The organism is Herbaspirillum huttiense (assembly GCF_047300815.1).
In the GTDB taxonomy this organism is placed as follows: Bacteria; Pseudomonadota; Gammaproteobacteria; order Burkholderiales; family Burkholderiaceae_D; genus Herbaspirillum; species Herbaspirillum huttiense_A.
This window is the reverse complement of sequence record NZ_CP178608.1, coordinates 5181113-5193013: the sequence shown is the minus strand read 5'-3', so window position 1 is coordinate 5193013 and position 11901 is coordinate 5181113. Positions and strand designations below refer to the sequence as shown.

Annotated in this window: 10 protein-coding genes; 7 read left to right on the top strand and 3 right to left on the bottom strand. The window is 66.2% G+C overall.

Features of this window, described 5'->3' with window-relative positions; genetic code table 11:
- Window positions 1-73: 73 nt before the first annotated feature.
- From ACLRDN_RS23830 to ACLRDN_RS23820, 3 genes are all read left to right on the top strand, one after another.
- A complete protein-coding gene (locus tag ACLRDN_RS23830; RefSeq protein WP_413458291.1) occupies window positions 74-1315 on the top strand; it encodes an MFS transporter in 1242 nt (413 codons plus the stop codon).
- Window positions 1312-2148, top strand: a complete 837-nt coding sequence (locus ACLRDN_RS23825) for an amidohydrolase family protein (RefSeq protein ID WP_413458290.1) — start codon at window positions 1312-1314, stop codon at window positions 2146-2148. Before ACLRDN_RS23830 ends, ACLRDN_RS23825 begins: the two co-directional genes overlap by 4 nt.
- A gap of 175 nt (window positions 2149-2323) precedes the next feature.
- Window positions 2324-3874 (top strand): methyl-accepting chemotaxis protein, encoded by a 1551-nt coding sequence (locus tag ACLRDN_RS23820; RefSeq protein WP_413458289.1) that lies wholly within the window; start codon window positions 2324-2326, stop codon window positions 3872-3874.
- Between the two features lie 104 nt (window positions 3875-3978).
- Here the strand turns inward: ACLRDN_RS23820 and ACLRDN_RS23815 are convergent, their stop codons facing one another.
- Complete coding sequence (locus ACLRDN_RS23815) at window positions 3979-4605, bottom strand: cysteine hydrolase family protein (protein WP_413458288.1); 627 nt, start codon at window positions 4603-4605, stop codon at window positions 3979-3981.
- A gap of 242 nt (window positions 4606-4847) precedes the next feature.
- On the opposite strand from ACLRDN_RS23815, the gene ACLRDN_RS23810 reads away from it, so the two are divergent.
- On the top strand, window positions 4848-6518 hold the full coding sequence (locus tag ACLRDN_RS23810; protein WP_413458287.1) for a phosphoethanolamine transferase: 1671 nt from the start codon (window positions 4848-4850) through the stop codon (window positions 6516-6518).
- 13 nt (window positions 6519-6531) lie between these two features.
- Here ACLRDN_RS23810 and ACLRDN_RS23805 read toward each other — a convergent pair whose 3' ends face one another.
- A complete protein-coding gene (locus ACLRDN_RS23805; RefSeq protein WP_413458286.1) occupies window positions 6532-6987 on the bottom strand; it encodes an SRPBCC family protein in 456 nt (151 codons plus the stop codon).
- Between the two features lie 155 nt (window positions 6988-7142).
- On the opposite strand from ACLRDN_RS23805, the gene ACLRDN_RS23800 reads away from it, so the two are divergent.
- Window positions 7143-8429, top strand: coding sequence for an NAD(P)/FAD-dependent oxidoreductase (locus tag ACLRDN_RS23800; RefSeq protein ID WP_413458285.1), 1287 nt, complete (start codon window positions 7143-7145; stop codon window positions 8427-8429).
- A gap of 10 nt (window positions 8430-8439) precedes the next feature.
- Here the strand turns inward: ACLRDN_RS23800 and ACLRDN_RS23795 are convergent, their stop codons facing one another.
- Window positions 8440-8970 (bottom strand): cysteine hydrolase family protein, encoded by a 531-nt coding sequence (locus ACLRDN_RS23795; RefSeq protein ID WP_413458284.1) that lies wholly within the window; start codon window positions 8968-8970, stop codon window positions 8440-8442.
- 166 nt (window positions 8971-9136) lie between these two features.
- Between ACLRDN_RS23795 and ACLRDN_RS23790 the strand changes: the two genes are divergently transcribed.
- Window positions 9137-9316: a hypothetical protein gene (locus tag ACLRDN_RS23790; RefSeq protein WP_034331740.1), complete on the top strand. Its 180-nt coding sequence runs from the start codon at window positions 9137-9139 to the stop codon at window positions 9314-9316.
- A 91-nt stretch (window positions 9317-9407) separates the two neighbouring features.
- On the top strand, window positions 9408-11897 hold the full coding sequence (locus tag ACLRDN_RS23785) for a DEAD/DEAH box helicase (RefSeq protein WP_413458283.1): 2490 nt from the start codon (window positions 9408-9410) through the stop codon (window positions 11895-11897).
- Window positions 11898-11901 lie beyond the last annotated feature (4 nt).

Here is an 11901-nt window from a genome sequence, read left to right as displayed (position 1 = left end):
TCAGGCTCCGGCATTGCTTGTTGCCGGTCTGGGGATGCCGTAGTTGCGCGCCTTCAGCTTAGAGGACGAGACAATGTTTTCATGGTATCGGCAGGTCACTGCCAAGGAACGCAAGACTTTCTGGGCCTGCTTCAGCGGGTGGGCGCTGGATGCACTGGATGTGCAGATGTTCAGCCTGGCCATCCCCGCGCTGATCGCGGCCTTTTCGCTCTCCAAGGCGGACGCCGGCATGATCAGCGGCGCCACGCTGGTGGCCTCGGCCATCGGCGGCTGGTTCGCCGGCGCCCTGTCGGATCGCTACGGGCGCGTCAAGACCCTGCAGATCACCATCATCTGGTTTTCCTTTTTCACTTTCCTGAGCGCCTTCGCCCAGAGCTATCCGCAGCTGCTGGTCCTCAAAGCCTTGCAAGGCTTCGGCTTCGGCGGCGAATGGGCGGCCGGTGCGGTGCTGATGGCCGAGACCATCCGCGCCGAACATCGCGGCCGTGCAATGGGCACCGTACAAAGCGCCTGGGCCGTCGGCTGGGGCGGTGCGGTGCTGCTGTTCTCGGTGCTCTTCACGATGCTGCCGCAGGAAATGGCCTGGCGCGTGATGTTTGTCATCGGCCTGCTGCCCGCACTGCTGGTGGTCTACGTGCGCCGCTCGGTACCGGAGACCGATGCCTTCCTGGCCGGCCGCAAGGCGGCTGCCGGCAAGCCTGCGGCCAGTACGCTCCTGGGTATCTTCCGTCCCGACGTGCTGCGCCTGACCCTCATCGGCAGCCTGCTCGGCGTGGGCGCACACGGTGGCTACTACGCCCTGATGACCTGGCTGCCCACTTACCTGAAGACCGAGAAGCACCTATCGGTGCTCTCCACCGGCGGCTACCTGGCTGTCATCATCATCGCCTTCTGGTGCGGCTGCATCGCCAGTGCGCAATTGCTGGACCGCATCGGCCGCCGCCGCACCGTCGCCTCCTTCGCGCTGTGCTGCGTGGCCACCGTGCTGTGCTACATCTTCCTGCCGCTGACCGATACCCAGATGCTGATCTGCGGCTTCCCTCTGGGCTTCTTCGCGGCCGGCATCCCGGCCAGCCTGGGTGCGCTTTTCAATGAGCTCTATCCGAGCGGCATTCGCGGCACCGGCGTGGGCTTCTGCTACAACTTCGGACGCGTGGCTTCGGCCGGCTTCCCGGTGCTGGTCGGCCACATGAGCGACTCCATGCCGCTGGGCCAGGCCATCGGCATCGATGCTGCCATCGCCTATTCGCTGGTGGTGATCGCCGTGCTGATGCTGCCCGAAACCAAGGGACGCCAGATGGAAACCGGCGCATGAACACCACCCCCGCCATGGCCGCGCCGGCGCTGCGCATCGATACGCACGCGCACGTGTTTGCGCGCAGCCTGCCGATGGCCGACGTGCGCCGCTATACGCCGGCCTACGACGTCACCGTCGAGGAGTACCTGGCGCGCCTGGATGCGCATGGCATGAGCCATGGCGTGCTGGTGCAGCCCAGTTTCCTGGGCAGCGACAACAGCTACCTGCTGCAGGCCATCGCCCGCGCGCCGCAGCGCCTGCGCGGCATCGCCATGATCGATGCGCAGTGCAATGACACGCAATTGCAGGCCCTGCATCAAGGGGGCGTGGTCGGGGTGCGTTTCAACCTGGTCGGCGGCGCAGCGCTGCCCGACTTCCAGGGCGCATGGCGCGACACGCTGACCCGCATCGCCGCGTTGGGCTGGCAGGTCGAGATCCATCGCGAGGCAGCCGATTTGCCGCGGGTGCTGGAGCCCTTGCTGGCCCTGGGCTTGAAGGTCGTGGTGGATCACTTCGGCCGGGTCGACCCGGCGCTGGGCGTGGACGATCCGGGATTTCGCTACCTGCTCTCCACCGGCGCCTCGCGCCAGGTGTGGGTCAAATTGTCGGCGCAGTATCGCAATGGCGGCAGCGAGGGGGGTGCGCTTTTCGCCCGCCAGGCCTGGCCGCTGTTGCGCCGGCACCTGGGGACGGATCGTCTGCTGTGGGGCAGCGACTGGCCGCATACCCAGCACGAAAGCATGACCAGCTATGCCGACAGTTGGCGGCGCTTTGAAACGCTGGTGAGCGACGAGGACGATCGGCGCCGCATCACCGGCGACACGGCGGCACAGCTGTTCCAGTTCGCCTGAGCCTGTAGCAGGCTCAAGGGTGGGCCCGCCTTGGGCCATGGTTTTCCGGACCCGGTTCGCTTGACGAGCTGGGTCCTTTGTTTTTGCGGGAAAGGAAATGGCGGAATGCCAATCTTCCTGCGTGATGGAAATGCCGCATCGGGCGGCACATGGGATGAGGGAAAGGGGTATCACAATGAAATGGTTCATGGACAGGAAGATCGCCACCAAGCTGCTGCTGTCCTTCGTGACAGTACTCGTACTGATGAGTGCGCTGGGCATGTTTGCGGTCTACCAGATGCAAAAGGTCAATGCAGCGGCCACGGAAATCGCCCGCAAATGGGAACCCGGCATCCGTATCAGCCTGATGCTGGAACGTGCGCTGGTGCGCGTGCGCTCCACCGAATTCCAGCACATCCTGGGCAACGAGCAGACCATGTCCACGCTGGAGAAGGCGCTCTCTGAGCGCTATGCCGAATTTGCCTCGCTGGAGACGCAGTATCGCCAGCTCGGCCTCACCGCCGAGGAAGCCAGCGCCTTCGACCAGCTCAGCAAGACGCTGGCGGCCTATCTGGTGGAACACAAGAAAATCATCGCGTTGTCCCGCGACAATCACAAGGAAGACGCCCTGGCCCTCACCAAGGGCGATTCTCTCAAGGCCTATCGCGCCATCGAGAAGCAATTCGCTACCCTGCGCCAGGCCAACATCGACCACAAGGAGGAGGCCAACACCCGCGCCGACCAGGTCTACGAGAGTTCGCAGCGCTGGATCATCGGCCTGCTGGTGGCCGGCATCCTGATCGGCCTGGCACTGGCGCTGGCCATTGCCAGGGTAGTCTCGCGTCCGCTGGCTGAAGCGCTGACCCTGGCGCGGCGCGTGGCCGCCAATGATCTCAGCGGCCAGGTCAGCGTACGCAGCCGTGATGAAACCGGCCAGCTCATGCAAGCCTTGAATGACATGACCGCAAGCCTGGGCAGCATGGTCGGCGAAGTCCATCGCAGCATCGCCATCATCAATACCGCCTCCGGTGAAATCGCCAGCGGCAATGCCGACCTGTCTTCCCGCACCGAATCGCAGGCCTCCAGCCTCGAAGAGACGGCTTCGGCCATGGAAGAGCTGACCTCCACCGTGCGCCAGAACGCCGATCATGCACACCAGGCCAACGAACTGGTGAACACGTCGTCGCGCCTGGCCAGTGAAGGGGGCGCGGTAGTGGACCGTGTAGTGCAGACCATGGGCGAGATCCGTACCGGATCGGCGCGCATTGCCGACATCATCGGGGTCATCGATGGCATCGCCTTCCAGACCAATATCCTGGCCTTGAACGCCGCGGTGGAAGCGGCGCGCGCCGGTGAGCAGGGACGCGGCTTTGCCGTGGTCGCCACCGAAGTGCGCAGCCTGGCCCAGCGTTCGGCGGCCGCCGCGCGCGAGATCAAGGAACTGATCGAAGGGTCGGTCCAGCAGGTGGCCAGCGGTGCGGACCTGGTCGACCAGGCCGGGCGGACCATGCACCAGATCGTCGATTCAGTGGCCCGCGTGGCCACCCTGATGAGTGAAATTGCCGTGGCCAGCCGCGAACAAAGCCGGGGCATCGACGAAATCAACAACGCCGTCACGCAGATGGATGAAGGTACCCAGCAGAATGCGGCGCTGGTGGAACAGGCAGCGGCAGCCGCCCATTCCCTACGCGACCAGACGCACCAGCTGGCGGGACTGGTCGCCCGTTTCCAGCTGCGCACCGCATGAGACAGGGCCACTGCGATTGATGCAAGTCCTGCATCAACACCCATCATTGATGCATCCGCTGCACTACCGCGCCAGCGGATCATTCCAGCAGTGCGGCGCCGGTCTTACTCGATCCAGCTCGACTGCGTCAGCTTGACCCGTTCGCCCAGGCGCGGCGCATTGACCAGGTGCCATGCCGTGTATTGCTCGGCATAGGCGGTGTCAGAGGCCATCAGGTCCACCGGCACCACCACGTCAAAGCCACGGAAAGCGGCGCTGGCCGCCGTATGCAGCACCGCGCCGTGGGCGGCGGCACCGATGCAGATGACGGTCTTGATGCCCTTCTCGCGCAGCATCTTTTCCAGGTCGGTGTTGACGAACTTGTCCGGGCCGGATTTGAACAGCGGCTCGCCACCCTGCATGGCGGCTTCAGGCCAGATGTCGGCCGGCGTGCTGTTGCCGCCCAGGGTGTAGATCACCGGCACCTTCTTCTCGCGCGCCATGGCCAGCAGCTTGGCCACGCGGGGCAGCATTGCCACGCAGCGCGGACGCGTATCCGGATGGCAGGTCTGGCGGGCGATGTCCAGCACCAGCACGGCGGTGGTGGCCGGGTCGACGACCACGTGCGAGAGCGCCGGCGCGGCCGGTGCCTTCACCGCCGACCATTCGTCATAGACGCCTTGGGCCGCGGCCGGGAGGCTTGCCGCGAGGCCCATCAAGGCGGCCAGGAGGGCGTGGGAAAAAATGCGCATGGGTTTCCTTTCAGTAGCAGGGGGAGCCTGGAGAATCGGGTTTGTTGTGCGTTTGTTGTTCATTTCCTGCGGGGTGCGATACTCTGCCCGCCACGCGGAAACAAATTATCGCTGAGCTTGTCCTATCGCGCAGGCCAGGCAGCGCATTTGTGCCGCCGGGGACAAGCCGCCAGGGAAGCGGCGCCACGGACAACATTTCACCACGACAATATCTTGCCGGGCGGGGCGGCGGAAAGACAGCATTGAACAAACTGCTTGCGCGACTCGGGCTGGGGCTGACCGGCCTGGCCTTCTTCTGGGCACTGGAGTGCATCAGCACCAACGAACTGGCCAAGAGCGGCGTGCTCATGGCGGCCGCCCTGCCGGGCATCGCCGGGCTGTTGCTGGTCTTGCCATGGCTGCGCGAGCGCCCGCGCTGGTTCTCGCGCGCGGCCCTGGCCATCATCGGGCTGTTCTTCCTGGATGCGGCCATCAAGGGATTCCTGCGCGACTACTTCGGCCTGCGCCCCAATCCCATCCTGGTGCTGCAAGCGATCTTCAACACCAACCCGGCCGAGAGCAGCGAATTCTTCCGCCACAACGGGCGCGACCTGGCCGAGTCACTGGGCCTGCTGCTGGTGGCGTGCACCGGACTGTGGCTGGGCGAGCGCTGGCTGCAGCGCCGTGAACAGGCGCAGCCAGCCGCACCGTGGCGCTGGCGCGGCCGGGTGGCGGTAGGCAGCCTGCTGGCCGTGTTCGTGGCCCTGCATTTCAATCCCACCATGGCCAAGGAAAACCCGCTGCTGTTTTGGCCCATCCGCTATCTGGACTATCGCGAGCAACTGGCCCTGGCGGCCACCATGGAAGCGGACGTGGCCCGCAACATGGCGCATCGCGCCGACTGGCAGGTGCGCTATGCGGGACCCGGGCGCAACACGGTGGTATGGATCATCGGCGAGAGCCTCAATCGCGCCAACATGTCGCTCTATGGCTATGAGCGCCCGACCTCGCCCACGCTGGAAGCGATGCGCAAGGAGCTCATCGTGTTCCGCGACGTGGTCTCCTCGGCGCCGGCCACCATGGACTCGCTGATGAAGATGTTGACGCCGGCCGACCTCAGCGATCCCCAGGCCTGGAACCGCAAGCCCGATGTGCTGATGCTGGCGCGCGAGGCGGGCTTCCGGATTCACTGGCTCTCCAACCAGCCGCCCAATGATGGCTGGCTGGGCCTGGTCTCGCGCCGTGCCGACGCGCAGGTGTTCATCAACAAGGGGGCCGGGCGCGGTGAAAACAATTTCGACGGCAACCTGCTGCCGGCACTGCAATCCGCCCTGCAGGATCCGGCCCCGAAAAAGTTGATCGTGGTGCACCTGCTGGGCGCGCATCCTACCTATGAGATGCGCTATCCCAGCCAGTACGCGCGCTTCGACGCCCTGCGCGACGGGGTGATGGAAAAACTGGAAGGCGCCGATCGCTCGGCATGGATACGCCAGCTGCGCAATGAATACGACAATGCCATGGCCTACAACGATTACGTGGTCGGCAGCATGGCCAGGCTGACCATGAATGCGGCACGCGAAGACAATGCCAGCCTGCTCTTCAGTTCCGATCATGCGCAGGAAGTGGGGCACACCCGCAATCACGCCGGCCAGTCCGTCGCCGACGCCACCGGTTATGAAATCCCCATGCTGGTCTGGACCCGCTCCTTCACCGGCAAGAGCCCGGAAGACAAGGCCCGTCTCGAATACCGCCCCTACCAGACCGACCAGCTGGAACACACGGTCATGGGCCTCATGGGCGTGCAGTCACGCTATTACGACGCACGCCATGACATCCTGAGCGACGACTTCACCAGCGGCGTGTTCCACCAGCAGCGGCGCATCAATGGCCAGCCTTACCAACCGCGCACCGTGGCCTACAACCAGCCCGGATGAGGCGCCGCTGGCCTCAGGGGCCGCCGGCAATCTCGGGGTCGACCAGTTGCGCCAGCAGCTGCAGCGACTCCTGCCAGCCGGCGTAGCAGAACTCCAGCGGGATCATCGGCGGTATGCCCTGCTGCACCACCGTCAGTTCACTGCCGACCAGGCAGCCTGCGATGCTGATGGTGACCTTCATCTCGCCCGGCAGGTTGGGGTCGTCGAACTGGTCGGTATAGACGATGCGTTCATTGGGGACCAGCTCGACGTAAGTGCCGCCGAAGGCCTGGGTCTGGCCCGTGCTGAAATTGGTGAAGGACATCTTGTGCGAGCCGCCCACGCGCGCGTCCATGTGGTGGACCTTGCCGGTGAAGCCATGCGGCGGCAGCCATTTCACCATGGCATCCGGATCGAGGAAGGCGCGATAGACGCGTTCCGGCTTGGCCCGCAGGACGCGGTAGAGTTTGACGGTGTGCGGCTGGCTCATGGCGCGTCTCCTTCAGGTCGGGGAATGGGCAGGACGGAGGGCAGGTCGCCAGCCTGCGGCCGCGCCCTGCCCGTGTCAAGCGCGGCCGTGGCGCATTGCCCGGGCATCGGCCGCCCGGTTCTCGTATCATGCGGCTTTGCCTCCAGCATCCCGCCATGTCCACCTCTGCCGAAATCGTCTTTCCCCGCCACGCCGTCATCATCGGAACGGGCGCCGTCGGCCTGATGAGCGCCATCCATGCGCTCGACCAGGGCTTGCAGGTGACCCTGCTCGACTTCAACGAGGCCGGCAGCCAGGAGGCGTCCAGCTATGGCAATGCCGGCTGGCTGTCTTCGCATTCGGTGATCCCGCCGGTGGAGCCGGGCATGTGGAAGAAGGTGCCCGACTACCTGATGGATCGGCTGGGGCCCTTGTCGATCCGCTGGCGCTACCTGCCGCGCCTCACACCCTGGCTGGTGCGCAATCTGGCCAGCGCGCGCCGTGATCGCATCCGCACCACCGCACGCGCCTTGCGCACGCTGGTGGCCGATGCCCGCCGCCTGCATCTGGAGGTGGCGCAGCGCGCCGGTGTGGCGCACCTGATCGACACCTCGGGCGTGCTGCACGTCTACCGTTCGCGCCAGCATTTCAACAATGACGCCTTCGGCTGGGGCGTGCGCCGCGAGCTGGGCATCCAGTGGCAGGAAGTCGAAGGCGCGGCGCTGCGTGAACGCGAACCGGACCTGGATCCGGCCTTCGGCTTTGCGGTCCAGGTCGACGAGGCCGGCCATTGCCGCAATCCGGGCGCCTACCTGCAGGCCTTGGAGGCCTATGCAATGGCGCGGGGTGCATGCCGCGTCGAGGGCCGGGCCACGGGGTTCCGCGTGGAGAACGGGCGATTGAAGGCCGTGCTGACCGAACAGGGCGAACTGGCCTGCGACGCTGCCGTCATCTGCGCCGGCGCACGTTCCAAGGCGCTGGCCGCAGCCGCCGGTGATCAGGTGCAACTGGAGAGCGAGCGCGGCTATCACGCCGTCATTCACGGGCACGACCATGAAGCGCGTGCGCGCACGCCGATGATGGTGTCCGAATTCAAGGTCATCGCCACCCAGATGGAAACGGGTTTGCGCATCGCCGGCCAGGTCGAGTTCGCCTCCTTCGAGGCGGCGCCCGACTGGCGGCGCGGCGAGATCATGCGCGACATCGCCCTGAAACTCTTCCCCGGCCTGCCGCGCACGCTGCCGCCAGAGGACGTGAAATACTGGCTGGGCCGCCGTCCCAGCACGCCCGACGGCATGCCCTGCATCGGCCCGGCCAGCGCCAGCGGCGACATCATCCACGCCTATGGCCACGGCCACATCGGCCTGGGCTGCTCGGCGCGCACCGGGCGCGTCGTGGCGCAGCTGCTGGCAGGGCAGGCACCGGAAATCGACCTGGCGCCCTTCAGCCCGCAGCGTTTCTAAAGGGGCGGCTTCAGAAAGCGATATCGGCAGCGGCCGTGATGGTGGTACGCACGCCATACGCGCCCAGGTTGGAGAGCGTGGCCTGATGGTGGGCCACCACCTGATCCACCGGCAACACGCCATTGGGCGCGGTGGTGTGCGCGCCGGCCGCCAGCGTCACCGGGAAGCCCAGCGCCAGCGCACGGCGCACGGTCGATTCCACGCAGAACTCGGTCTGCATGCCGCAGATCACCAGGCGCGTCACGCCGCGTTCGCGCAGCAGCGATTCCAGTGCAGTCTGGTGGAAGGCGTCCGAGCCGCGCTTGCGCAGGGTGAGGTCATCGTCCTGGTGATGCAGTCCCTGCGCGAGTTGCCAGCCGGCACTGTCGTGTTGCAAACTGCCGCTGTCCTCATGCTGCACGAAGATCACCGGTGCGCCCGATGCGCGCGCATGGGCCGAGAGCAGGTTGATGTTGGCAATGGTGGTCTCGCCGTTGGCGACGGACCCGGGGCCGGTGCACAGGGCTTGCTGGACGTCGATGATGAGCAGGGCAGTGGTCATGGTGGCGAACGCATCGTCAAGAATGCGCTAGGGTAACAGAGCCCGGCCAAGGGGGGCGCATCGATATTGCCAGCCTGACACTGCGGCAATTTGTCCCATTACGTCGGCCCGGGGGCTTGGCTACAATGATGGTTCATTACCTTATTCCGTTTCTGCAACAATCTCCATGACCGCCCTGTTTGACCGCGTTGAAGGCTTCCTGCGCAAGGCATCCGGACTGCACATCCTGCTGGCCCTGCTGCTGGTGTGCGGCCTGCTGTGCTGGGCCGTGTGGGTATGGGCCACCGGCGAGGGCCGCACGCCTTTCGGCATGCTGGATTTCTGCATTACGCCGCCGGCGAAGTAAGTCTCCCGTCGCTGCCATGCGGTGCGCGCATGCGCGTGCTGTCGCCCGGTTTCCCCTGCGTTCCTGCACGTCCGGCCTGAAGCGCCCTACAATGGCCGCTTCCCCGTTTTTCATCGGCCGCATGCCTGCTTCGCCTTCCTCCAGTACCTTCCACCCCCGCCTGACCCTGCAGACGCTCACCCGTGGTGAGGGCTTGCTGGGCATGCGCGCGCACGGCCTGTTCGGGCCGCGTGGCGGCATGGTGACGGTGGCGCAGATCGATTGGGTTTATGGTGAGGGCGCGCAGCGCTGGAGCATGCCGGCCCCTGTGGGCCACCCCGATGACGAGGCCGGTTACACGCCGGCGCATGTCACGCGCGACCACGCCGCCGAGGCTGCGGCACTGGAGAGCATTCGCGAGATGGGCCTGCTGCCCCTGCGCGAAGATGCCCTGCAATGGCGTGCCGAGAATCCCCTGCATGACGCCGGTCCGCTCTGGACCCTGATGCTGGAAGACGCCTTCGGTGATTTCTGGGCCGACCAGGCCCCGCTTCTGCAGCAGCAGGGCTGGACCTTGCGCGTGCGGCCGGGGTTTGCGCATGAGAGCGTGCCGGTGACCGCCTGGCGCTTCATCGTCAGCAGCCAGACCGGTGAGATCAGTGCGCGCGAGGTAGCCGCGCCCTTGCAGCCGCGCGCCTTCTCCAGCGAGATCTTCGACGGCCTCGATCCCAGCGGGCGCTGGCTGCTGGCTATGGGCATCGAGGTCGATGGCCAGACCCTGGATGTGGCACCGATGGTGGCCGACCTGTTGCGGCGCGACCCGCGCTGGGCTGATGCGCAACAGGTCGAGCGCATGGATCCGCACGCCGTGATCTCGCTGCGTGCGCCGGGCGGCCGCCGCATCGATGCCATGGCCGGGCCGCTCAAGGCGGTGGTGCTGGCCTTGCTGGATCTGCTGGTGGACCTCAAGCGCAAGGAGGGTCCGCTGCAGCTCTCGCCCTGGGACGCCCATCGTCTCGACAGCCTGCAATCCGACCTGCTGGCCCTGGAGGGTGGCGCACCTTGGCACATGAGCGGTGCTGCCGGTGTACTGCAACTGGCACAGCGGCTGCGTGCCGCCGGCAGCGTCCAAGCGGTGGCACCGCCAGCGGGATTGGGACTGACCCTGCGCGGCTACCAGCTGCAGGGCGTGGCCTGGATGCAGTACCTGCGCCAGCATGGGCTGGCCGGCATCCTGGCTGACGACATGGGCCTGGGCAAGACCGCGCAGGTGCTGGCCCATCTGCTCATCGAACAACAGGCGGGCCGGCTCGACCTGCCCGCGCTGGTGGTGGTGCCGACCTCGCTGCTGTTCAACTGGCAGCAGGAAGCGCAGCGCATCGCCCCGGCCCTGCGCGTGCAGGGTCTGCATGGCCAGGACCGCGCGCGCCATGTCAGCGCCATTGCGCAGGGCCAGGCCGACCTGGTGCTGACCACCTATGCGCTGCTGTGGCGCGATCTCGATCTGCTGATGTCGCTGCGCTTTCACCTGCTGGTGCTGGACGAGGCGCAGACCATCAAGAATGCCGCCGCCCGCAGCACCGCTGCCGCGCGCCGCCTGCACGCGCGCCATCGGCTCTGCATGACCGGCACCCCGCTGGAAAACCATCTCGGCGAATTGTGGAGCCAGTTCCATTTCCTCATGCCGGGCTTCCTGGGCGATGCACGCAGCTTCGCGCGCCTCTGGCGCAAGCCCATCGAGCAGCAGGGAGAAACTGTCCGTGCGCGCCTGCTGGCCCAGCGCGTGCGCCCCTTCATCCTGCGCCGGCGCAAACAGGATGTCTTGCAGGAGCTGCCGGCGCGCATCGAGATCGTCGAACGCCTGCAACTGCAGGGCCGCCAGCGCGAGCTCTACGAGAGCGTGCGCATCGCCGCCGACAAGCAGGTCCGCCGCGCGCTGGAGCGGCGCGGCCTGGGCAGCAGCCAGGTCTCGGTGATGGATGCCCTGCTCAAGCTGCGCCAGGTCTGCTGCGACCCCTATCTCCTGAAGCAGGGCCGCATGCCGCGCGGGCTGGAGCGTGCCAAGATCGAGTGGCTGCGCGATACCTTGCCCTCGCTGGTGGAGGAGGGGCGGCGCATCCTGCTGTTCTCGCAATTCACCAGCATGCTGACCCTGATCGAAGCGGAACTGCAGGCGCTGCAATTGCCCTGCCTGATGCTCACCGGCGACACCGAACCGGCCGCGCGCAGCGGCGTGATTGCGCGCTTCCAGCAAGGTGAAGTGCCGATCATGCTGGTGAGCCTGAAGGTGGGGGGCGTCGGCCTCAATCTCACCGCTGCCGATACGGTGGTGCTGGCCGATCCCTGGTGGAATCCGGCCGTGGAAGAGCAGGCCATCGCCCGCGCGCACCGCTTGGGGCAGACACGCCAGGTATTCGTCTACAAGCTGGTCATCGAGGGCAGCATCGAAGAACGCCTGCTCGAATTGCAGACGCGCAAGTCAGCGTTGGCCGAGGGCATGCTGGGGCGCGATGACACGGCCACCATCAAGTTCGGCGAAGAGGAATTGCAGGCCTTGCTGGCACCGCTGGGGGCGGGCATTGCGGAAAAAATCCTGTCATAAGCCT

Bases quoted from the DNA above. Each gene is read 5' to 3' on its own strand.
- ACLRDN_RS23825 (WP_413458290.1), top strand. From the start codon at position 1,312: ATGAACACCACCCCCGCCATGGCCGCGCCGGCGCTGCGCATCGATACG.
- ACLRDN_RS23820 (WP_413458289.1), top strand. From the start codon at position 2,324: ATGAAATGGTTCATGGACAGGAAGATCGCCACCAAGCTGCTGCTGTCC.
- ACLRDN_RS23785 (WP_413458283.1), top strand. From the start codon at position 9,408: ATGGCCGCTTCCCCGTTTTTCATCGGCCGCATGCCTGCTTCGCCTTCC.
- ACLRDN_RS23815 (WP_413458288.1), bottom strand. From the start codon at position 4,605: ATGCGCATTTTTTCCCACGCCCTCCTGGCCGCCTTGATGGGCCTCGCG.
- ACLRDN_RS23805 (WP_413458286.1), bottom strand. From the start codon at position 6,987: ATGAGCCAGCCGCACACCGTCAAACTCTACCGCGTCCTGCGGGCCAAG.
- ACLRDN_RS23790 (WP_034331740.1), top strand. From the start codon at position 9,137: ATGACCGCCCTGTTTGACCGCGTTGAAGGCTTCCTGCGCAAGGCATCC.
- ACLRDN_RS23795 (WP_413458284.1), bottom strand. From the start codon at position 8,970: ATGACCACTGCCCTGCTCATCATCGACGTCCAGCAAGCCCTGTGCACC.
- ACLRDN_RS23830 (WP_413458291.1), top strand. From the start codon at position 74: ATGTTTTCATGGTATCGGCAGGTCACTGCCAAGGAACGCAAGACTTTC.
- ACLRDN_RS23800 (WP_413458285.1), top strand. From the start codon at position 7,143: ATGTCCACCTCTGCCGAAATCGTCTTTCCCCGCCACGCCGTCATCATC.